We start from the raw sequence: 21,829 nt of genomic DNA on the forward strand, positions 1-21,829 counted from the left end.
CATATCGCTCACATGAGCGGCTGTCAGCACGCCTGAGTTCAGCTGCTGAACGATCAAAGGGTGGCACTGAGTGCCACCCTTTGGAGAAGTGCAGCCGCTCATGATCCGCTCATCTGAGCTTACCCCTTATCAGGCGTGGCGAGAATCACGCCAGAAGGAGGGCCGGATTTCACCATCCGGACCGCGGTGTGGACACGTCACACACCACGTCACACGGATGTCACACAGCTCACCCGGCCGCGCGGTTCACACAGCCCAGCGGGCCGCCCCGGCCTCGCCGCGCCTCCCGAGCCGTACCGGTCACAGCACTCGCCGAGCCACGCCGGTGGCACGCTGGCCGGGCCAGGTCACACGCCCAGCGCCGCCAGCCGCTCCTCGGCCCGCTCGGGCGCGTACAGGTACTCCACGACCAGCGCCCCGGCCCCCACCAGGCCGGCCCGCTCGCCGAGCCGCGAGGTCACCACGTCCAGATGAGCGGTGGAGCGGGGCAGCGCCCGCTGGTACAACAGCTCCCGCACGCCGGTCAGGAAGGGGGTTCCGGCCAGATCTCCGGCGATCATCAGGACGCCGGGGTTGAGCAGCGTCACCACGGTCGCCAGTACGTCCCCGACCTGGCGCCCCGCCTCCCGCGCGAGCGCCATCGCCTCCGGATGCCCGGACGTCAGCAGCTCCCGCACATCCGACCCCGAGGCGGCCGCCACCCCGGACTCGGCGAGCCGCCGCGCCACCGCGCCGCCACTGGCCACGGCGGCCAGACAGCCGTACGAACCGCACCGGCACAGCGCGTCGGCGCCGACCCGGATGTGCCCGATGTCGCCCGCGCCGCCGTCGATCCCCCGGTAGATGGTGCCGCCGACGACCATGCCCGCGCCGATACCGGTGGAGACCTTCACCAGGGCGAACGCCGAGCAGTCCGGATAGCCGGTGCGCTGCTCCCCGTACGCCATGAGGTTGGCGTCGTTGTCGACGAGTACGGGGACGTCGGCCCTGGCACCAGCGTGCCGGGCGAACGCGCGGCTCAGGCGTCCTCTTATGTCGTAACCGTCCCAGCCCGGCATGATCGGCGGCTGGACGACCCGGCCGGTTTCGCTGTCGACCGGCCCCGGCACGGCGAGCCCGATGCCGCACACGGCGCCGGCGGGCTTCCCGGCCTTGACCAGCAGCTCGGCGAACCAGCGGCCGAGTTCGCCGAGGACCGGCTCCGGACCCTCGTCGACGACCAGGAGTCCCGACCGCTCGGCCAGGATCTCGCCGGTGAGGGTGAGGACGGCCGCCCGGCCGTGCCGGGTGTCGAGGTCGGCGGCGAGGACCACCGCGTGGGCGTCGTCGAACTCGAGGGTGATGGAGGGGCGCCCGCCAAGCGGGGAGTCGACCGGGCCACCGGCGCCCTCACGCAGCCAGCCGGCGCGGAAGAGGCGGTCCAGGCGCTGGCCGACGGTGGCCCGGGACAGACCGGTGGCCTGTTGCAGCGCGCCGCGCGTTCTGGCCCGTCCACTGCGCACCAGTTCGAGCAGCTCTCCGGCGCTTGCCTGATTGCCTGCCCTCACGGTCCTGTCCGCCTTTCCTGTCATGCCCACCCTCTTGCGTTCCTCAACTCTGCATTACATATTGAGTTTTGCGTGTTAAGTAGACGTAACCCTACGGTAGCTACAGCCGAACTGGTCGGCAGGATGTCTTCCGGGAGACCTGAGTGGATCGCACAACCCAGCTCACCGCCCCGCGCACGGGTATCACCACCTCCCTGCGCACCTCAGGCACACCCGCGCACTCCTCCGGCCCACCCTCGCCGCCCGGCCCCGACGGGGTGACCCGCACGGGAGCTCTTGTATACGATCCCGCCGGGACGGCGGGGTCGCTGCACCTCAGGGCGGCCCGGGTACTGAACGGCAACTGGACGGGAACGTCCACCGTGCCCTCCCGCGGTCTGTACCCGCACCAGTGGTCCTGGGACTCCGCGTTCATCTCGATCGGGCTGCGTCATCTGTCACCCCTGCGGGCGCAGACGGAGCTGGAGACGCTGCTCGGCGCGCAGTGGGGCGACGGCCGGATCCCGCACATCGTCTTCAACCCCTCCGTGCCGCTGGACGCGTATTTCCCGAGCCCCGACTTCTGGCGCTCCTCCACCGCGGGACGTGCCGCGGGCGCACCGCGCACCGTACAGACGTCCGGGATCGTGCAGCCACCGGTGCACGCGCTCGCCGCGTGGCTGGTGCACCAGGCCGACCCCGGCCTGTCGCGGGCCCGCGGATTCCTCACCCGCGCCTATCCCCGCCTCGCGGCCTGGCACCGCTATCTGCTGCACCGCCGGGACCTGGGCGGCGGGGGTCTCGCCTCCGTGGTCCACCCCTGGGAGCAGGGCATGGACAACAGCCCCTGCTGGGACGCCCCGCTGAGCCGGATCACCCCGGCCCCGGCCCGCTCCTTCCGCCGCGCCGATCTCGACCACGGGAGTGCCGAGGACCGGCCGACGGATCTGGACTACGGGCGGTACGTGCGGCTGGCCACCGACTACCGGGACGGCGGGTACGCCGACGGAGCGGGCGAGTTCGCGGTCGAGGACCCCGCGTTCAACGCGCTGCTGATCGCCTCCGAGCACGCCCTCGCCCACATCGCACAGGAGCTGGGCGCGGCGGGCACCGCCCGGCACGCGCGCGCGGAGCGCCTCACCGCGGCACTGGTGGACCGGCTGTGGGATCCGGCGGAGGGGATGTTCTTCTGCCGGGACGTGTACGGGGGCGAGGAGAGCGGCGCGCTCGAAGCGGTACGGGGTTCACGGAGCGGTGCTCTCGGGGCGGAGCGCTCGAAGCGGAGCGGTGCTCTCGAAACGGAGCATCGCTCACGGAGCGGCGCTCGCGGGTCGGAGCGGCGCTCGCAGACCGGCGCCCACGAAGCGGATCACCGCTCACAGAGCAGCGCTCTCGGGGCGGAGCGGCGCTCTCCCCGCGGTGCGCTCATCCCTGAGCGCGGTGTCGCCGGGCTGATCCCGCTGCTCCTCCCCGCACTGCCCCGCGACATCGCCGCCACACTCGTCCGCACCGCGAGCGGCCCGCACTTCGGGCTCGGTGACAGCACGCGGCTCGCGCCGAGCTACGACCTGACCGGGGACGCCTTCGACCCGCACCGCTACTGGCGCGGTCCCGCCTGGTTCAACACCAACTGGCTGCTGGAGCGCGGGCTGCGGCTGCACGGCGAGCAGACACGCGCGGACGGACTGAGGGCCGCGCTGCTCGACACGGCCGACGAGTCCGGGTTCGCGGAGTACGTGGACCCGTACGACGGCGAGGCCTGCGGAGCGCTCGGCTTCAGCTGGACGGCCGCGCTGACGCTGGACCTGCTGCACGCACCCGAGGGGGCGGACCAGTTCGCGCCCCACCCGGGACACGACACGTTCGACAGGGCACACAGCGCGAGCGCGTACGGGAACGCGCGCGCGTACATGTTCGAGACGGGCGCCAAGGGAGGGGACCGGGGATGACGGACAGGCATCATCTGCTCGTGCACGGTGGGACGTTCGCGGCTGTGGGCGACGGCGGGGACATCAGCGGGGTGCGGGGCGGCAGTTCGCCGGACGGACTGTTCGTGCGCGACGCACGGCACCTGAGCCGCTGGCAGCTGACCGTGGACGGCGCGGTGCCCGAGGCACTCACGCCGGTCGCGGACGGCGACACGGCACGCTGCGTGCTGGTACCGCGCGGCGGCCGCAACGAGCCGCCCTCCTGCACGATCTTCCGCGAACAGGCCGTCGCCGAGGGCGCGTTCGTGGAGTCGCTGCGCGTCACCAGCAACCGCCAGGCGCCCACGACGGTGCGCGTCGCGGTCACCGCGGACGCCGACTTCACAGACCAGTTCGAGCTGCGCTCCGACTACCGCACCTACGCCAAGGCGGGCGCCGTCCGCACCCGCCAGGTCCTCGACGACGGCGTGCGGTTCGGCTACCGGCGCGGTGACTGGCGGTCCTGTACGACGGTCACGGCCGAGCCCGCTCCGGACGGCGTGGAGGAGACGGGCACGGGCGCCCGTCGCCTCGTATGGACCCTGGAGCTCGAACCGCACGGCAGCGCGGAGCTGTCGCTGCGGGTCGCGGCGCGTCCGCACGGCGCCGCACACGATCCCGAAGTACCGCTCTCCCCCACCGCCGCGAACGAACAACTCCTCGCCATGGAGCGAGAGTTCGCGGAGGGCGTGCCCTTCCCGACCGGCTGGCCGGAGCTGGCCGCCGCCTGCGCGCGGGGCCTGTCCGATCTTGCGGCGCTCCAGGTCCCGGCGAAGGGCCCGGACGGCGAGGAGCTGCTGGTCCCGGCCGCCGGAGTGCCGTGGTTCCTGACCCTGCTTGGCCGGGACGCCCTCCTGACCTCGCTCTTCGCGCTCCCCTACCGCCCCCAGCTCGCCGCCGCCACGCTGCCCGCGCTCGCCGCGACACAGGCCACCGAGGTGGGCGCGCAGGCGGTGTGCCAGCCCGGCAAGATCGTGCACGAGGTGCGGCACGGGGAGCTGGCGCACTTCGGGCAGGTGCCGTACGGGCGTTACTACGGTTCGGTGGACGCGACGCCGCTGTTCCTGGTGCTGCTCGGCGCGTACACCGAGCAGACCGGCGATCTCTCGCTGGCCCGCCGCCTGGAGGCCAACGCCCGTGCCGCGATCGGCTGGATGCTGGATCACGGCGGGCTGACCTCGCGCGGCTATCTCGTCTACCGCTCGGACGGCGGCGGCCTCGCCAACCAGAACTGGAAGGACTCCCCGGGCGCCATGTGCTCGGCCGACGGCAGCCGCCCCTCGGGTCCGGTGATGGCGGCGGGCGCCCAGGGGTACGCGTACGACGCGCTGCGCCGCACCGCTCAGCTGTCCCGCACGGTCTGGGACGACGAGGTCTACGCGGCTCTCCTCGAACAGGCCGCGGGTGACCTCCGGGACCGCTTCCAGCGGGACTTCTGGATGCCCGAACATGCCTTCCCCGCACTGGCGTTGGACGGTGACGGGCACCATGTCGACGCGCTCGCCTCGGATGCGGGCCACCTGCTGTGGTCGGGCCTGCTCGACAAGGAGTACGGCGAGCTGGTCGGCCGGCGCCTCCTCGAACCCGACTTCTTCTCCGGCTGGGGTGTCCGCACCCTCGCCTCCGGCCAGGCGGCGTACCACCCGCTCTCGTACCACCGCGGCTCGGTCTGGCCGCACGACAACGCCCTGATCACGCTGGGCCTGGCGCGGTACGGCCTGCACGACGAGGCCCGCACCGTCGCCCACGCCCTGGTCGACGCGGCCACCGCAGCCGGCCACCGCCTCCCCGAGGTCCTCGCCGGCTACGGCCGCGACACCCACAGCGAGCCGGTGCCCTACCCGCACGCGTGCGTACGGGAGTCGAGGTCGGCGGCGGCACCGCTGGCGCTGCTCACGGCGGTGGGGGGAGCGTAGGCCTCGCCTTTCGGGCGGCGCGCAGGACCCCGGAGCTCGGGACACTGGGGCTCGGTACCTGGGACTCCGGGCTCGGGAACTCGGTACCAGGAACTCCCGGCTCGGGACTCCGCACCCGGGACCCGAGTCGACTACGAGTCGGCCATGGCCGTGCGGGCTTCGTCGATGAACCTCTCCAGCTTGTGCCGGAACACGGCGTGGGTCTCCTCGAAGAGTTCGCGGGCCCCGGGTTCGCCCTCCGAGATCCGCGCCAGTGCGCTGTTGGACTGCGCCGCCGCTGCCATGACGGCTTCGGCCGCTTCGGCGGCCGGGGCCGGCCCTTCCAGCACGAGGACCCGGACGCAGCGCATGAGGGGGTCGTAGGCGCCGCGCAGTTCGACGCGGAGTTCCTGAACGCGCGTCAACCGCTCCGGAGGGTCGGTGAGTTGGTAGAACGCGTCGCCGACCTGCCAGTAGAGCTGGCCGATGACGTGCGCGTGTTCCATGAGGTCCAGGTAGGCGGCCCGCCGGATCTCCCGGACCCGGTCGCGGTGCTGGGCCCGCACGGACGCCTCCGCCTGGACCTTCGCCGCCCGGGCGTTGCCCAGGGTGGTCACCCAGCTCGCGAGCACCGCGGTCGCACCGGTGAACACCCCGACCCACACCACGCTGTCCGCCACCCGCACAGTGTCGACGAGCCGGATTCCCCGTGTCGAGGCCGACACGGGGACGACTCCCCTCCGAACTACCCGCCGGACGCGGTCGGTTCGGGCAAATCCCCGGACGGGTCCGGTTCGGGCAATCCCCCCGGACTCGGCCGGTTCGAGCAATCCCCGGACGGGTCCGGTTCGGGCCATCCCCCGGACGTGACCGGTTCGGGCAACCCCTCCGGACTCGGCCGGTTCCGGCTGCCCCCGGACGCGCCCGAGTCCGGTCATCCCCCCGACGTGTCCAGTTCCGCGTCCTCGCCGAGGCCCGCGCAGTCGTACGGGTCCTTGAGCCAACCCTCCGGCAGGACAACCCTGTTGTTGCCCGACGTACGGCCGCGAGGGCCGTCCGCGCCGAGCGGCCAGGGCTGGTCGAGGTCCAACTCGGCGAGCCCCTCGGAGAGTTCGGCGATCGACGAGGTGATGGCGAGGCGCTTGCGCATGTCGGAGCCGACGGCGAAGCCCTTGAGGTACCAGGCGACGTGCTTGCGGAAGTCGATGACTCCGCGCGCCTCGTCGCCGATCCACTCGCCGAGCAGGGTGGCGTGGCGAACCATGACGGCCGCGACCTCCCGGAGCGCCGGGCGGGCGTACTCCGCACGGCCTTCGAACGCGGCCACCAGGTCGCCGAACAGCCACGGCCGGCCCAGACACCCGCGCCCGACCACCACGCCGTCGCACCCGGTCTCCCGCACCATCCGCAGCGCGTCGTCGGCGGACCAGATGTCGCCGTTGCCGAGGACGGGGATCTCCGGCACGTGCTCCTTGAGGCGGGCGATGGCGTCCCAGTCCGCGGTGCCGCCGTAGTGCTGGGCGGCGGTCCTGCCGTGCAGGGCGATCGCCGTGACGCCCTCCTGGACAGCGATCCGCCCGGCGTCCAGGTAGGTGATGTGGTCGTCGTCGATGCCCTTGCGCATCTTCATCGTGACGGGGAGGTCACCGGCCCCGCTCACGGCCTCCCGGAGGATCGCCCGCAGCAGGTTCCGCTTGTACGGGAGGGCGGAGCCGCCGCCCTTACGGGTCACCTTGGGGACCGGGCAGCCGAAGTTCAGGTCGATGTGGTCGGCGAGACCCTCCTCCGCGATCATGCGGACGGCCTTGCCGACGGTCGCCGGATCCACCCCGTAGAGCTGGATCGAACGCGGCTTCTCGGTCGCGTCGAAGTGGATCAGCTGCATGGTCTTCTCGTTGCGCTCCACCAGCGCCCGCGTGGTGATCATCTCGCTGACGAAGAGCCCCTTGCCGCCGCTGAACTCCCGGCACAGCGTGCGGAAGGGCGCGTTCGTGATCCCGGCCATGGGGGCCAGGACGACGGGCGGCTGGACGGTGTGGGGGCCGATCGACAGCGGGGACACGGGCGCGAGGGTGGGCGTGGGCATTCCCCCATTGTCACGCACGCCGACGAGTGCGGCGACAGTGATTAGTTAGCCACACTATCGAAATCGTCGTACCATGGATCAATGCCCGAGCTCAGCCCCCGCCACCGCATGCTGGTGCTCGCGATCTGTTGCATGAGTCTGCTGATCGTGAGCCTCGACAACACCGTTCTGAACGTCGCACTGCCCTCGATGCAGACCGAACTGCACGCGAGCCTGGCCGGCCTCCAGTGGACGATCGACGCGTACACCCTGGTCCTCGCCTCGCTGCTGATGCTCGCGGGCTCGACCGCCGACCGCATCGGCCGCCGCAAGGTCTTCATCACGGGCCTGGTCCTGTTCACACTCGGCTCGCTCCTGTGCTCGCTCGCGCCGAACCTCGAATCCCTCGTCGCGTTCCGCATGGTGCAGGCCGTCGGCGGTTCGATGCTGAACCCGGTCGCGATGTCGATCATCACCAACACCTTCACGGACCCCCGCGAGCGCGCCCGCGCGATCGGCGCGTGGGGCAGCGTGATCGGCATCTCCATGGCCGCGGGACCTCTGATCGGCGGCCTGCTCGTCGACTCGGTCAGCTGGCGCGCGATCTTCTGGATCAACCTCCCGGTGGGCCTGGCCGCGCTGCTGCTCACCCTGCGCTACGTCCCGGAGTCCCGCGCCCCCAAGGCCCGTCGCCCCGACCCGGTCGCCCAGCTCCTCGTCATCGCGCTGCTCGGCTCCCTCACCTACGCGATCATCGAGGCACCCACCTCGGGCACCGTCGAGGTGGCCGCCTTCGGCGCGGTCGCCGTCGCCTCGCTGATCGCCCTACTCCGCTACGAGCACCGGCGCAAGGAACCCCTCATCGACCTGCGCTTCTTCCGCTCGGCGCCGTTCAGCGGGGCCACCGTCATCGCGGTGTGCGGATTCGCGGCGCTCAGCGGTTTCCTGTTCCTGTCCACGCTCTATCTCCAGAACGTGCGCGGCCTCGACGCGCTGCACGCGGGCCTGTGGATGCTGCCGATGGCGGCCATGTGCTTCGTCTGCGCACCGCTGTCGGGCCGGCTGGTGGGCAGCCGCGGACCCCGCGTGCCGCTCCTGATCGCCGGAGCCGCGATGGCCGCGAGCGGTGTGCTGTTCGCCGCGTTCCAGGGCGAGACGTCGAACACCACGCTGATCATCGGCTACGTCCTCTTCGGCCTCGGCTTCGGCTTCGTGAACGCGCCCATCACCAACACAGCCGTCTCCGGCATGCCCCGCTCCCAGGCCGGCGTCGCCTCCGCCGTCGCGTCGACCAGCCGCCAGATCGGCGGCACCCTCGGCGTGGCCGTGATCGGCGCGGTACTGGCCTCCGGGGTGACCACATCGGCGTACAAGGACACCTTCGTGGCGGCCGCCGCCCCCGCCTGGTGGATCATCGCCGGCTGCGGCCTCGCGGTCCTGGCCCTGGGCGCCCTGACCACCGGGACCTGGGCGCGGGAAACGGCCAGGCGTACGGCGGAGACCCTGGTGCCGGAACAGACGCCGGTGCGGGACACGGCGAGCGCGCGGTCCTGAACGGCGAGGACCCCAGCGGCTCCCGGCCCCCTCAGTCCTGGCAGCTGAGGCCGGGTGCCCCGGCCGCGGCCCCGACGGCCCCGCGCTCCGCCGCGATCGCGTGCAGCTTCTCCAGCCGGTCGCGCGACTCCGCGTCCGCGGGCACGTACGTCACGATGCGCGGCCCGACATCCGGGCCGAGCCACAGGTCGGTGTGGTCGACGGTGATCCGGCCGACGTAGGCGTTGCGGAACTCCTTGCGCTTGGTGCCGGGGCCGACCACCTCGTGCCGGTCCCAGGCCGCGACGAAGTCCGGCGACTCCGCCCGCAGCCGCTTGAGCAGCGTCTTCCAGGCGGGCGAGGCGAGATGCCCGGCCATCGAGGCGCGGAACTTGGCGGCCATGATCCGGGTGCTCTCGTCCAGATGCACGAGCGAGGACCGCCACTCCTCGTTCGTGTAGGCGAGGACCATGCAGTTCAGGTCCTCGGGCGGTACGGCGTCCAGGTCGCAGAGCAGCAGGCTGTAGGTGCGGTTGTACGCGAGGATGTCGTACCGGCTGTTCTGGACGCAGGCCGGCATCGGCTCCAGCTGCTCCAGGACGGTCCGGATGGCCGGGGAGACCGTCGGGCAGGTGGTGGGAGGCGCCGGGTCAACGGCTCCGGCCAGCTGGAAGAGGTGGACGCGCTCGCTCTGGTCGAGCATCAGGGTGCGGGCGAGTGCGTCGAGCACCTGCACGGAGACCTGGATGTCGCGGGCCTGTTCCAGCCACGTGTACCAGGTGACACCGACGGCGGCGAGGTGCGCGACCTCCTCGCGGCGCAGGCCGGGGGTGCGCCGGCGGGGGCCGCGGGGCAGACCTACCTGCTCGGGGGTGACGTGCTCGCGGCGATGCCGCAGGAAGGCGGCCAGTTCGTGCCGCCGGATCTCGGACTCGCGCCCGCCCTGCCCCGCCGCCGTCCCCGTCTGCTCCTGTGCCATCGTCGTCATGCTCCCCAGCTTGCCGTACGCCTCAACCTGTTTCCAGGTACTTCTTCTACCAGGATAAGGAGACTCTGGTACCAGCCTGGGACCAGGAGCACGCTGAACCACGTGACCGAAACTGGAACCCTCACCACCACCCCCGTCCGCTCCCCGGCCGCCCCATCCGTGCTCGGCGGACTCGGACTCTTCACCGTGCTGCTGGGTGCGGCCCTGCCGCTCATCGACTTCTTCATCGTCAACGTCGCCCTGCCGACCATGGGCCAGGACCTGCACGCGAGCGAGTCCGTCCTCGAACTCGTCATCGCCGGGTACGGGGTGTCGTACGCCGTCCTCCTCGTCCTCGGCGGCCGGCTCGGTGACCTCTTCGGCCGGCGCCGGCTCTTCATCGGCGGCATGGCGGCCTTCGGCCTGACCTCGCTGGCGTGCGGGCTCGCGCCCGACGCCTGGACGCTGGTGGCCGCCCGCGTGGCACAGGGCGCGGCGTCCGCGGCGATGCTGCCGCAGGTGCTCGCCACCATCCAGTCGACGACCGCGGGGCCGCGCCGCGCCAAGGCGATGAGTCTGTACGGCGCGACGGCCGGGCTCTCCATGGTGGCCGGGCAGATCCTCGGCGGCGTACTCGTCGCCGCCGACATCGCGGGCACCGGCTGGCGCTCGGTGTTCCTCGTCAACGTGCCCGTGGTGATCCTCGGTCTGATCCTGGCCACCCGGGCCGTCCCCGAGACGCGCTCGCCGCACCCGGAGCCGATCGACGGCCCCGGCACGGTCCTGCTCGGCATCACTCTGCTGGCGCTGCTGGCTCCGCTGACCGAGGGCAGGGCGGCGGGCTGGCCGCTGTGGACCTGGCTGTCGCTCGCCCTGTTCCCGGTGGCCGCGGCGGCGTTCTACCTCGTGGAGCGCCGGGAGGACCGCAAGGGCCGGACGCCGCTGGTGCCGCCGAGCCTGTTCGCGGTGACGTCGTTGCGCCGGGGCCTGGTGATGGTCGTGCCGTTCTCCATCGGCTTCAGCGGGTTCATGTTCGTGATCGCGGTGGCGTTGCAGGAGGGCGCCGGGCTCGGTCCGGTCCTGGCGGGGCTGGCGCTCGCGCCGATGGCGGCGGTCTTCTTCGTCGTCTCGCTGTGCGGCCCGCGGCTGATCGCGCGTTACGGCACCCGGATCGTCACCGCCGGCGGGCTGATCCAGGGCGTGGGTGTGGCCCTGATGGCGCTGGCCGCGTGGCGGTCCTGGCCGGACCTGAGTGTCTGGGAACTGGCGCCGGGCGCGGCGGTGGCGGGCGCGGGCCAGGCCCTCCAGCTCCCCGTCCTCTTCCGGATCATCCTCTCCGAGGTCCCGGCCTCGCGAGCCGGCGTGGGCAGTGGCGTGATGATCACCACCCAGCAGTCCGCACTCGCCCTCGGCGTGGCCACCCTGGGCTCGCTCTTCCTGTCCCTCGTCCCGGGCCACGGGATGCAGTACGCGCTGGTGACGACCCTGCTGGCACAGCTGGCGGTCATCGTCCTGACGACGGCCCTGAGCCTGCGGCTGCCGCGCACGATCAGCTGACGGCTCGCTCCTCGGCCACCAGTTCCCGTACGGCGGGGGCGACTTCGGAAGCGAACCGTTCGAGGTCGGACGCGTTGTCGGAGGCGAGCAGATAGGCGCTCACTCCCTGGGTGAGGGTGAGTCCGGCCAACTGCTCGGCGAGCCGGTCCGACGGGGCGAGGCCGCCGCCTCCGGCCGAGGTGAGGGCGGGGAGGTTGTAGAGACGACGCACCGACCGCGGGTCACGCCCCGCGGCGGTCGCGGCCTCGTCCACGATCCGATGCCCGGCGGCGAGTTCGGCGGGCGGCACCCGGGTCGCGCTGGGCAGCCAACCGTCGGCGCATCGTCCGATCAGCCGCAGCATCCGCGGCCCCAGCGCGCCGACCCAGATGCTCATCGGGTGGACGGCCAAGGGCCCGGGCCCGGCCCCGTCGAGCCGGTAGTGCCTGCCGTCGACTCCCTTACTGCCGCCGTCTGTTGACCAGAGCGCCCGGATGACCTCGATCGCCTCGCCGAGGGCTTCGACGGCTTCCCCGGGTGTACGCCGGGGCTGCCCCTCACTGGCGATGGCGTCCCAGTACCCGCCGGCCCCGAGCCCCAACTCCGCCCGCCCGCCGCTGAGTACGTCGAGACTCGCCGCGGCCCGCGCCAGCCCCGCCGGCGGTCGCAGCGGCAGGTTGGCCACGTTCGGGAAGACCCGCACGCGCTCGGTGCGCGCCGCGATGACGGACAGCAGGGTCCAGGCGTCCAGGAAGTCCGGCCGGTACGGGTGGTCGGCGACGCTGACGAGATCCAGTCCCGCACGGTCGGCGAGCCGCGCCAACTCGATGACGGTGTCGGGGTGTTCGGCGTCCGGGGTGAGCACCGCGCCGAAGAGGAGGTCGTGGCCGTAGTCGGGCATTGCTGGTCCTTAGGGGTGCTCGGCAGGAGTGTTCGACCGTCGGAGGTCCATCGCGACGCGACGAGATACTTTCGCTACGTAATCATTACATGGGGACATCATTACGTCGAGAGTAGGGTTACGGCATGGCAGTGACCCGCGACGACACCCCCACGGACGAGCCGCCCGAGACCCCCCGCCCTCCGACCCTGCTGGCCCTCCCCTCCTACCTGGCCGGCCACGTCGCCCGGATCGGCCACCGGGTCCTGGTCGAGGCCCTCAGGGAACAGGGCCTGCGCCTCCCCCACTTCGCGGTCCTCGCGGGCCTGGGCGACTTCGGCCCCCTCGCCCAGCACGAACTCGCCGACCGACTCGGCCTCAACCGCAGCCACCTGGTGGGGTATCTCGACGAGGTCGGACAACAGGACCTCCTGCGCCGCGAACGCGACCCCCGGGACCGCCGCCGCCAGCGCGTGGCCCTCACGGCCGCGGGCGAGAAGCGGCTCGCGGAGCTGAAGAAGGTGGCCGACCGCTCACAGACCGAGTTCCTGGCCGGCCTCTCGGACACCGAGCGTGAGACTCTCGTCGCTCTGATGCGGCGGATCGTGACGACGGACGACCGCGCCGCCAACTCGGCTCCGAAGAATCCCCGTTGATCTTCGCCATGCTGCACACTCCTTGCTGCGCAGGGGAATGCGGAAACACGTGGCACCACGCGGGATCACCAGGAGGTGGCATGCCGCAGATCAACACGAGCAAGGTAAGCCGCTGGGACCAGCACGGCCGCGAGCACGTCGTCCAGGTCCAGCGGACGGGAGTTCAGCGCACGATCAAGTGCGACACCTGCGGGTGGCGCAAGGCCGCCCAGTTCCTGCCGTGGCTGAAGGCGGAGGAACACCTGGCGGAGGCGCACCAGGCGACGGTGGACCCGACGGACGGATAGTCCGCCGACGGGTCCACGCCGGCAGCCCCACTTGGTCCAGACCTATTGACTACTGGTCTGGACCGCGTGCACTGTCATGCCTACGACACCTCCCGCGTCCCCCACCCCTGGAGGCCCAGCATGATCCGCCGGAAGATACGCGTTCTGGCCGCCGCCCTCGCCACGGCCTGCCTCACCCAACTGTCCGTCGCCGCGGCCTCCGACGCGTCCGCGGCCGAGGTCTGCGCGGTGAAGTCCCGCCCGTCCGGCAAGGTCCTCCAGGGGTACTGGGAGAACTGGGACGGCTCGTCGAACGGCGTCCATCCGCCCTTCGGCTGGACCCCGATCACCGACTCCCGGATCGCGGCGCACGGCTACAACGTGATCAACGCGGCGTTCCCGGTGATCCGTTCGGACGGCACCGCGCTGTGGGCGGACGGGATGGACGCGGGCGTGAAGGTCGCGACCCCGGCCGAGATGTGCGCGGCCAAGGCCTCGGGACAGACCATCCTGCTGTCCATCGGCGGGGCGGCGGCCGGCATCGACCTCAGCTCCAGCACGGTCGCCGACAGGTTCGTGGCGACGATCGTCCCGATCCTCAAGCAGTACAACTTCGACGGTATCGACATCGACATCGAGACCGGCCTGGTCGGCAGCGGCAACATCAGCACGCTCTCCGCCTCCCAGGCCAACCTGATCCGCATCATCGACGGGGTGCTGTCGAGGATGCCGTCGAACTTCGGCCTCACCATGGCGCCCGAGACCGCCTACGTCACCGGCGGCAGCGTCGCGTACGGCTCGATCTGGGGCGCGTATCTGCCGATCGTGAAGAAGTACGCGGACAACGGGCGCCTGTGGTGGCTGAACATGCAGTACTACAACGGCAGCATGTACGGCTGCGCGGCCGACTCCTACTCCGCGGGCACCGTCCAGGGCTTCACCGCCCAGACCGACTGCCTGAACAAGGGACTCGTCGTCCAGGGCACCACCGTCAAGGTGCCCTACGACAAGCAGGTCCCCGGTCTCCCGGCCCAGCCGGGCGCGGGCGGCGGCTACATGGCCCCGAGCCTCGTCTCCCAGGCCTGGCGGCACTACGGCACCTCCCTCAAGGGCCTGATGACCTGGTCGATCAACTGGGACGGCTCGAAGAACTGGACCTTCGGCGACAACGTCAGGTCACTGCAAGGACGTTGAGCCCCGCCCGATCCGGCTCAGCCCTGCCAGGTCGGGATCGCCAGGTCCACCACCTGACGGTCCCGCGGGAACGCCCCGGTCGAAGTCGCCCTCCCCGTCAGCAGGTTGACCCGGAAGGCCTTGCCACCGGTCACCGCGAACCCGGTGTTCGTCCCGTTCCGGACCGAGCTGTGGATGTCGAACCCGGAGTCCGGCGGCACGTCCACCCCGAGCTTGCCCGTCGGGGCGAGGCTGCCGGCGTTGGCGGGTGACTGGACCGCCACCTGGTCGAGGTTGGTGTCGAGGTCGAAGAGGGTGGTGGCCGTCGCCCTGTCGAGGTCGTTGTTCGTGTACGCGGCTCCTGTCACGCCCAGTGCGGTGGCGCCGGGGTCCGGCGGCACCGGTGGGTTGGTGAGGGTGCCGTCGACGGCCGTGCTGCCCGCCGCGGGGGCGCCCGCCGGGTCGTCGAGGTTGTGGCGGAGGTTCTGGCCGGTGTCGCTGATGACGCGGAGCCGGTTGGCGGCGGGGTTGAAGTCGACGCCGAAGGCACTGCCCCGGAGCGCGACGGTGAGCTGCGAGACCTTGGTGGCGCGGGCGCCGGCCTCGCGGATGGTGTAGACGCCGCCGCGGTCGCCGACGCCGTACAGCGTGTTGTTCTGCACGCGGTAGTCGATGCCGACGAGCGCCCTGTCGCCCTTGAGCCCGCCGACCCTGCCGAGCGTGGTCACGGCGGCGGGCCGGTCGACCCGGAACGCGGTCAGCCGCTGGTCGGCGGTGAGCCCTACGGCCCGCGGCCCGCTCCGCGCGAACCCCTTGGCCGGGCCACCGGCGCCCCCCTTCGCCTCGGCGCCCCCCTTCGCCTCGACGGCCCCGGAGTCCGAGGCCCCAGGACCGCCTCCCAGTGCCCCGGCACCGACGGCACCGACGGTCCCGATCGCCACCGCCATCGTCAGTACGCCCATGACTGCCTGCTTGCGCATGTGAGCCCCCGTGGAAGATGCGCGGCCCACCCCCTGCGGGCCGTACGACATCTCCTTCGGAGCGGGAGTCGTCCCGGATTGCCCCTCGTGGCAGGGAAATTCCCCCGCGTCCCCGAAAGTTCCGGTGCCGTTCCCTTGGACACCGATGACCCGCTCTCGGACAATTCGAGCCGTCGTCGAGCAGTCACCTTCGGGAGGCGCCATGACCGTCCGTATCGCCACCTTCAACGCCGAGAACCTGTTCCGCAGGCCCGCGGTCTTCGGTATCGAGGACGAGGACCGGCGCAACGAAGTCCTCGCCGACTTCAACGAGTTGGTCGCCCTGGTGTCGAAGGACCCCTACACGGACGGCGACAAGGCACGGATCGCCGAACTGGTGCAGAAACACCGGGCCTTCGAGTCCGATCCGGGCCGGGGCGGGGCGATCTTCGTCAACCAGACCCGGGGAGCCGGCGCCAAGCTCTTCACGCGGGGCGGGACCGAGACCGATCCGGTGATCGACATCAAGGCCAAGGGCCGCTCGAAATGGGCGGGTTGGGTGGAGCTGGTCCGCACCGACATGAGCTGGGACGCCGTACGCAACACCGGCCGGGTGATCTCCGAGATCAACGCCGACATCGTGCTCACCGTCGAGGTCGAGGACCGGCTCACCCTGGCCCGCTTCAACAAGCAGGTCCTGGGCGACGCGCTGGGGAAGCCGCCGTACCCGTACAACATGCTGATCGACGGCAACGACACCCGCGGCATCGACATCGGCATCCTCAGCCGGTATCCCGTCACGTCCCTGCGGTCGCACATCTTCGACCCGGAGCCGTCCGACCCTCCCGTCTTCAGCCGGGACTGCCCCGAGTTCGAGATAGGGGTCGGCGGGACGCCGCTGTGGATTCTCGGCAACCACTTCAAGAGCCAGATACAGGGCGCCGGATCGGGCCGGCGGCTGGCGCAGGCGCGGCGGGTCAGGGAGATCTACGAGGAGGCCCTGCTGCGCTCCGCGCACGTCGTGGTCGCCGGAGACCTCAACGACCATCCGGACAGCCCGCCGATCAGGGAACTCACGGACGCCGGCCTCCGGGACGCGATGACCCACCCCAGTTACACGGGCGCTCCCGGCACCCACGGGACGGGCACCAGGGCGCACCAGAAGCTCGACTACCTGATGTTCGCGCCCGAGTTGTGGGACCGCGTACGGGCAACGGGCGTGGAGCGTCGCGGAATCTGGGCGCCGAACACCTTCAAGTCCTTCGACACCGTGACGTCGAGGCCGGCCCAGGCCTCCGACCACGCGGCCCTCTACGCGGACCTGGACCTCTGAGCACCGGACGGGCTCGTGAACACACCGGTGCCGGGCCCCCGACCGTTCCGGGACCCGGCACCAGCGACCTCTACGAGGGACTCAGCAGCCGATCAGCCGGCTGGCGAGGTATCCCTCGATCTGGTCGAGCGAAACCCGCTCCTGCTTCATCGTGTCGCGCTCGCGCACGGTCACCGCGTTGTCGTCGAGCGTGTCGAAGTCGACCGTGACGCAGAACGGCGTACCGATCTCGTCCTGGCGGCGGTAGCGGCGGCCGATGGCGCCGGCGTCGTCGAAGTCGATGTTCCAGTTCTGCCGGAGCGCCGTGGCGAGACCCTTGGCCTTCGGGGAGAGCTCCGGGTTCCGGGACAGCGGGAGGACCGCGACCTTGACCGGGGCCAGCCGCGGGTCGAGGCGCAGGACCGTGCGCTTCTCCATCTTGCCCTTGGCGTTCGGCGCCTCGTCCTCGATGTAGGCGTCGAGGAGGAAGGCGAGCATCGAGCGGCCGACACCGGCGGCGGGCTCGATGACGTACGGGGTCCAGCGCTCGCCGGCTTCCTGGTCGAAGTAGGAGAGGTCCTGGCCGGAGGCCTTGGAGTGCGCGTTGAGGTCGTAGTCGGTGCGGTTGGCGACGCCCTCCAGCTCACCCCACTCGTTGCCGCCGAACTGGAAGCGGTACTCGATGTCGGCGGTGCGCTTGGAGTAGTGCGAGAGCTTCTCGGCCGGGTGCTCGAACCAGCGCATGTTCTCCTCGCGCATACCGAGGCCGGTGTACCAGTTCCAGCGCTCCTGCATCCAGTACTCCTGCCACTTCTCGTCCTCGCCCGGCTTGACGAAGAACTCCATCTCCATCTGCTCGAACTCGCGGGTGCGGAAGATGAAGTTGCCGGGCGTGATCTCGTTGCGGAAGGACTTGCCCATCTGCGCGATGCCGAACGGCGGCTTGCGGCGCGAAGTCTGCTGGACCTGGGCGAAGTTGGTGAAGATGCCCTGCGCGGTCTCGGGGCGCAGGTAGGCGACGGAGCCGCTGTCCTGCGTCACGCCGAGGTGGGTGGAGAGCAGGCCGGAGAACTGCTTGGGCTCGGTGAACTGGCCCTTGTTGCCGCAGTTGGGGCAGTTGATGTCCGCGAGACCGTTCTCCGGGAGGCGCTTGTGCTTCGCCTCGTAGGCCTCCTCCAGGTGGTCGGCGCGGTAGCGCTTGTGACAGGAGGTGCACTCGGTGAGGGGGTCGCTGAACGTGGCGACGTGGCCCGAGGCGACCCAGACCTCGGTGGCCAGGATCACGGACGAGTCGATACCGACGACGTCCTCACGGGAGGTGACCATGTAACGCCACCACTGGCGCTTGAGGTTCTCCTTGAGCTCGACGCCGAGCGGGCCGTAGTCCCAGGCGGCCTTCTGCCCACCGTAGATCTCACTACAGGGGTAGACGAAGCCACGGCGCTTGCTCAGGCTGACGATGGTGTCGATCTTGTCGGCGGCCACGGTGCTCTCTTCATTACGAACGGACGGCAGCGAATGCTTCAGGTTACCGGCGCCTCCCACCCCGGTATCAAATCGGTTGGGTGACCCAACCCTTGTTGACAATCGTTTCCACATTTGTTGAAAATGACTGTCATGAACGTACGACGACGCCTCATATCCACGACTGCTGTGACCGCGGCCACAGTCCTCGGTCTCGGCACCCTCTCGGCCTGCTCCGACTCGTCCGCCGCCGACGGCAACAGCAGCGGGAAGCTCGACGTCGTGGCGTCGTTCTATCCCCTGCAGTATCTCGCCGAGGAGATCGGCGGGGACCATGTGAGCGTCACGAGTCTGACCGAACCCGGTCAGGAGCCGCACGACCTGGAGATCAGCGCGAAGCAGACCGCGCAGCTCCAGGAGGCGGACGCCGTCCTCTACCTCAAGGGCCTCCAGCCGGCCGTCGACGACGCCGTCGCGCAGTCCGAGGTCAGGACCAGGATCGACGCGGCCTCGCTGACCACCCTGGAGAAGCACGGCAACGAGGTCGGCGGCCACGCGGCCGAGCACGACGACTCCGAGGGCGAGGAGACCGGGGCCACCGACCCGCACATCTGGCTGGACCCGGTGAAGTACGCCGAGGTCGCCGAGGGCGTGGGCAAGGCCTTCGAGAAGGAGGACCCGGACAACGCCGGGGAATACAAGAGCAACACCGCGGCGCTGGTCAAGAAGCTCGACGCCCTCGACACCCAGTACGAGGACGGGCTCAGGAACACCACGAGCAAGGTCTTCATCACCACCCACGCCGCCTTCGGCTACCTCGCCGAGCGCTACGGCCTCACCGAGGAGGCCATCAACGGCCTGGACCCGGAGTCGGAGCCCAGCGCGAACCGCGTGAAGGACCTTGAGACCATGGCCAAGGCGGACGGCGTGACGACCGTGTTCTACGAGACGCTCGTCAGCGACGACACCGCCAAGACCATCGCCGGCGACGCGGGCCTGAAGACGGACGTCCTCGACCCCATCGAGGGCATCACCGACAAGTCCAGGGGCGACGACTACCTCCAGGTCATGGAGTCGAACCTGAAGGCGCTCCGGACGGCTCTGGGCGCCAAGTAGCCGGGAAAACACGCCCAGTGACAGAACGCACCACGAAGTGACGCAACGAACACGGAGGACGGCGGAATGAAGAGCGAGCCCGTCATATCCCTGCGCGGAGTGACCGCGGAGCTCGGCTCACGCCCCGTCCTGCGCGGCATCGACCTCACCGTGAACCGCGGGGAGGTCGTCGCCCTGCTCGGCGCCAACGGCTCCGGCAAGTCCACCGCCATCCGCGGCATCATCGGCCAAGTCCCGGTCAGCGGCGGGGAGATCGAGATCTTCGGCACCCCGCGCCGCCGCTTCGACGACTGGGCGCGGGTGGGATACGTACCGCAGCGCACCACGGCCGCGGGCGGCGTGCCCGCGACGGTGACCGAGATCGTCGCCTCCGGACGGCTGTCCCGCGCCCGCTTCGGCGTGCTGCGCAGGGCCGACCACGAGGCCGTACGGAAGGCCATCGGCCTGGTCGGTATGGCGGACCGCGCCAAGGACTCGGTGAACGCGCTGTCCGGCGGCCAGCACCAGCGGGTCCTGATAGCCCGGGCGCTGGCCTCCGAACCCGAACTGCTGATCATGGACGAGCCGATGGCGGGCGTCGACCTGGCCAGCCAGGAGGTGCTGGCGTCGACCCTGCGCGAACAGGTCGCCCAGGGCACCTCGGTCCTCCTGGTCCTGCACGAACTGGGGCCGCTGGAGCCGCTGATCGACCGGGCGGTCGTGCTGCGCGACGGCTGTGTCCTGCACGACGGCCCGCCCCCGGCCGCGCTGGGCCAGCACGCGCTGCCCGGCCACGACCACGTACACCCGCACGCGGCTCACGACGCCGAACCGATCCGGACGGGACTGCTGAGCTGATGGGACCGAAGAGCTGATGGAAATCCTCGACTACGCCTTCATGCAGCGGGCCCTGCTGGCCGCCGTCCTGGTCGGCATCACCGCGCCCGCCGTCGGCATCTACCTCGTGCAGCGCCGCCAGGCCCTGATGGGCGACGGAATCGGCCACGTGGCGATGACCGGCGTCGGCCTCGGCTTCCTGCTCTCCTGGTCCCCGGTGTGGATGGCGACCGCCGTCTCCGTCGTGGGCGCGGTCCTCATGGAGCTGATCCGCTGGTACGGCAGGACGCGCGGCGACATCGCCCTCGCCATGCTCTTCTACGGCGGTATGGCGGGCGGCGTGATGTTCATCAACCTCGCACCGGCCGGCTCGAACGCCAACCTGACCTCGTACCTCTTCGGCTCCCTCTCGACGGTCTCCGAGTCCGACGTGACGGCGATCTGCGTCCTCGCCGCCTTCGTGGTCCTGGTCACCGTGGGGTTGCGCCGGCAACTGTTCGCGGTCAGCCAGGACGAGGAGTTCGCACGGGTGACGGGCCTGCCGGTGCGCGCCCTGAACCTGCTCACGGCCGTCACGGCCGCGGTCACGGTCACGGTCGCGATGCGGGTCGTCGGCCTGCTCCTGGTGTCCGCCCTGATGGTCGTCCCGGTGGCCGCGGCGCAGCAGCTCAGCCGGAGCTTCGCCGCCACCTTCGCGATCGCGGTGGCGATCGGCGTGAGCGTGACGATCGGCGGCACCGTGACGTCGTACTACCAGGACGTGCCGCCGGGCGCGACGATCGTGCTGCTGACCATCGGCGCCTTCATCGCGCTGACCGCGCTGGCGACCCCGCTCGCCCGGCGTAGAGCCCGCGCGATGGCGGCCTCACAGGCTGCCGGGGACCCGGCGGAGTGCGCGATTCCGGCCACTCGCGGGACAGAGAGCCAGGTCGGCGTCTGACGACGTACAGTCCGGGCTGGCACAATGGCCGGGCAAGTGCAGACGTGGAGGAGGCAACGGTGACAACCGCTGGATCGCCCGTACGGGGCCGTTCGACCCGGCAACGTACCGCCGTGGCGGCGGCGCTGGACGAGGTGGACGAGTTCCGCAGCGCCCAGGAGCTCCACGACATGCTGAAGCACAAGGGCGACTCCGTCGGGCTGACCACCGTCTACCGCACGCTCCAGTCCCTCGCCGACGCCGGCGAGGTCGACGTCCTGCGCACCTCCGACGGCGAGTCCGTCTACCGCCGCTGCTCCACCGGCGAGCACCACCATCACCTCGTCTGCCGCGTCTGCGGCAAGGCCGTCGAGGTCGAGGGCCCGGCCGTCGAGAAGTGGGCGGAGGCCATCGCCGCGGAGCACGGGTACGTGAACGTGGCCCACACCGTGGAGATCTTCGGGACCTGCGCGGACTGCGCGGCCAAGCTCGTCTGACATACATCTGAGGCACGCCCGGCGCCCCCCGTATCCATGAGGGGGTCCATGAGCCATGCCCGGGGCGTGCCCGACACCGGTGAGACCGGCGGGGTAGGCCGGGCTCCGCGGCCGCCCTACCGTCATCGAAGAACCATCGAACAGCCATCGAATGGCCTGCTCAGCCGCGAGGCAGAGGGATAACCCTCGACCTCTACGGTCCCTGATGACATGGCCTCATCAAAGATGCCACTGTTCCTCCAGCCATCCCCCACGTCTCGCGCACCCCCTCCCTCTCAGGGA

The 21,829-nt window shown here is 70.9% G+C and carries 19 protein-coding genes; 12 read left to right on the top strand and 7 right to left on the bottom strand.

Features of this window, described 5'->3' with window-relative positions:
- Nucleotides 1-347 precede the first annotated feature (347 nt).
- Nucleotides 348-1,571: an ROK family protein gene (locus ACIBLC_RS05425; RefSeq protein ID WP_399209373.1), complete on the bottom strand. Its 1,224-nt coding sequence runs from the start codon at nt 1,569-1,571 to the stop codon at nt 348-350.
- A gap of 119 nt (nt 1,572-1,690) precedes the next feature.
- Between ACIBLC_RS05425 and ACIBLC_RS05430 the strand changes: the two genes are divergently transcribed.
- Nucleotides 1,691-3,475, top strand: a complete 1,785-nt coding sequence (locus tag ACIBLC_RS05430) for an MGH1-like glycoside hydrolase domain-containing protein (protein WP_399209374.1) — start codon at nt 1,691-1,693, stop codon at nt 3,473-3,475.
- The gene (locus ACIBLC_RS05435) at nt 3,472-5,409 is read left to right on the top strand and encodes a glycogen debranching N-terminal domain-containing protein (protein WP_399209375.1); all 1,938 of its coding nucleotides are present in this window, start codon (nt 3,472-3,474) and stop codon (nt 5,407-5,409) included. The genes ACIBLC_RS05430 and ACIBLC_RS05435 overlap by 4 nt, the downstream gene beginning before the upstream one ends.
- Before the next feature lie 131 nt (nt 5,410-5,540).
- Here ACIBLC_RS05435 and ACIBLC_RS05440 read toward each other — a convergent pair whose 3' ends face one another.
- A complete protein-coding gene (locus tag ACIBLC_RS05440; protein ID WP_399209376.1) occupies nt 5,541-6,113 on the bottom strand; it encodes a hypothetical protein in 573 nt (190 codons plus the stop codon).
- Nucleotides 6,114-6,322: 209 nt separating this feature from the next.
- The gene (dusB, locus tag ACIBLC_RS05445; protein WP_399209377.1) at nt 6,323-7,474 is read right to left on the bottom strand and encodes a tRNA dihydrouridine synthase DusB; all 1,152 of its coding nucleotides are present in this window, start codon (nt 7,472-7,474) and stop codon (nt 6,323-6,325) included.
- Between the two features lie 81 nt (nt 7,475-7,555).
- Here dusB and ACIBLC_RS05450 point away from each other — a divergent pair, with 81 nt between their 5' ends.
- The gene (locus ACIBLC_RS05450; RefSeq protein WP_399209378.1) at nt 7,556-9,007 is read left to right on the top strand and encodes an MFS transporter; all 1,452 of its coding nucleotides are present in this window, start codon (nt 7,556-7,558) and stop codon (nt 9,005-9,007) included.
- A 31-nt stretch (nt 9,008-9,038) separates the two neighbouring features.
- On the opposite strand, the gene ACIBLC_RS05455 is transcribed toward ACIBLC_RS05450, so the two are convergent.
- Nucleotides 9,039-9,974, bottom strand: coding sequence for a helix-turn-helix transcriptional regulator (locus ACIBLC_RS05455; protein ID WP_399209379.1), 936 nt, complete (start codon nt 9,972-9,974; stop codon nt 9,039-9,041).
- Nucleotides 9,975-10,076: 102 nt separating this feature from the next.
- Between ACIBLC_RS05455 and ACIBLC_RS05460 the strand changes: the two genes are divergently transcribed.
- Entirely contained in the window at nt 10,077-11,510 is a 1,434-nt protein-coding gene (locus ACIBLC_RS05460) for an MFS transporter (RefSeq protein WP_399209380.1), read from the top strand.
- On the opposite strand, the gene ACIBLC_RS05465 is transcribed toward ACIBLC_RS05460, so the two are convergent.
- Nucleotides 11,503-12,390 (bottom strand): LLM class flavin-dependent oxidoreductase, encoded by an 888-nt coding sequence (locus tag ACIBLC_RS05465; RefSeq protein ID WP_399209382.1) that lies wholly within the window; start codon nt 12,388-12,390, stop codon nt 11,503-11,505. The genes ACIBLC_RS05460 and ACIBLC_RS05465 overlap by 8 nt on opposite strands.
- 125 nt (nt 12,391-12,515) lie before the next feature.
- On the opposite strand from ACIBLC_RS05465, the gene ACIBLC_RS05470 reads away from it, so the two are divergent.
- The 3 genes from ACIBLC_RS05470 (at nt 12,516) to ACIBLC_RS05480 (ending at nt 14,485) form a co-directional block, all read left to right on the top strand.
- Nucleotides 12,516-13,025 carry a MarR family winged helix-turn-helix transcriptional regulator gene (locus ACIBLC_RS05470; protein ID WP_399209383.1) on the top strand — a complete coding sequence of 170 codons (510 nt, stop codon included), beginning with the start codon at nt 12,516-12,518 and terminating at the stop codon, nt 13,023-13,025.
- A gap of 80 nt (nt 13,026-13,105) precedes the next feature.
- Nucleotides 13,106-13,312 (top strand): hypothetical protein, encoded by a 207-nt coding sequence (locus ACIBLC_RS05475; protein ID WP_399209384.1) that lies wholly within the window; start codon nt 13,106-13,108, stop codon nt 13,310-13,312.
- Between the two features lie 120 nt (nt 13,313-13,432).
- Complete coding sequence (locus tag ACIBLC_RS05480) at nt 13,433-14,485, top strand: chitinase (protein WP_399209385.1); 1,053 nt, start codon at nt 13,433-13,435, stop codon at nt 14,483-14,485.
- Nucleotides 14,486-14,502: 17 nt separating this feature from the next.
- Here the strand turns inward: ACIBLC_RS05480 and ACIBLC_RS05485 are convergent, their stop codons facing one another.
- Entirely contained in the window at nt 14,503-15,444 is a 942-nt protein-coding gene (locus ACIBLC_RS05485) for a DUF4394 domain-containing protein (RefSeq protein WP_399209386.1), read from the bottom strand.
- Between the two features lie 202 nt (nt 15,445-15,646).
- On the opposite strand from ACIBLC_RS05485, the gene ACIBLC_RS05490 reads away from it, so the two are divergent.
- Nucleotides 15,647-16,756 (top strand): endonuclease/exonuclease/phosphatase family protein, encoded by a 1,110-nt coding sequence (locus tag ACIBLC_RS05490; protein ID WP_399209387.1) that lies wholly within the window; start codon nt 15,647-15,649, stop codon nt 16,754-16,756.
- A gap of 81 nt (nt 16,757-16,837) precedes the next feature.
- On the opposite strand, the gene ACIBLC_RS05495 is transcribed toward ACIBLC_RS05490, so the two are convergent.
- Nucleotides 16,838-18,220, bottom strand: a complete 1,383-nt coding sequence (locus ACIBLC_RS05495; protein ID WP_399209388.1) for a glycine--tRNA ligase — start codon at nt 18,218-18,220, stop codon at nt 16,838-16,840.
- Nucleotides 18,221-18,352: 132 nt separating this feature from the next.
- On the opposite strand from ACIBLC_RS05495, the gene ACIBLC_RS05500 reads away from it, so the two are divergent.
- From ACIBLC_RS05500 to ACIBLC_RS05515, 4 genes are all read left to right on the top strand, one after another.
- Nucleotides 18,353-19,315, top strand: coding sequence for a metal ABC transporter substrate-binding protein (locus ACIBLC_RS05500; protein ID WP_399209389.1), 963 nt, complete (start codon nt 18,353-18,355; stop codon nt 19,313-19,315).
- Nucleotides 19,316-19,381: 66 nt separating this feature from the next.
- The gene (locus ACIBLC_RS05505; protein WP_399209391.1) at nt 19,382-20,152 is read left to right on the top strand and encodes a metal ABC transporter ATP-binding protein; all 771 of its coding nucleotides are present in this window, start codon (nt 19,382-19,384) and stop codon (nt 20,150-20,152) included.
- A gap of 16 nt (nt 20,153-20,168) precedes the next feature.
- Nucleotides 20,169-21,071, top strand: a complete 903-nt coding sequence (locus tag ACIBLC_RS05510) for a metal ABC transporter permease (RefSeq protein WP_399209392.1) — start codon at nt 20,169-20,171, stop codon at nt 21,069-21,071.
- A gap of 59 nt (nt 21,072-21,130) precedes the next feature.
- Nucleotides 21,131-21,547 carry a Fur family transcriptional regulator gene (locus ACIBLC_RS05515; protein ID WP_399209393.1) on the top strand — a complete coding sequence of 139 codons (417 nt, stop codon included), beginning with the start codon at nt 21,131-21,133 and terminating at the stop codon, nt 21,545-21,547.
- Nucleotides 21,548-21,829 lie beyond the last annotated feature (282 nt).

The organism is Streptomyces sp. NPDC050535 (genome assembly GCF_044457665.1).
GTDB lineage: Bacteria > Actinomycetota > Actinomycetes > Streptomycetales > Streptomycetaceae > Streptomyces.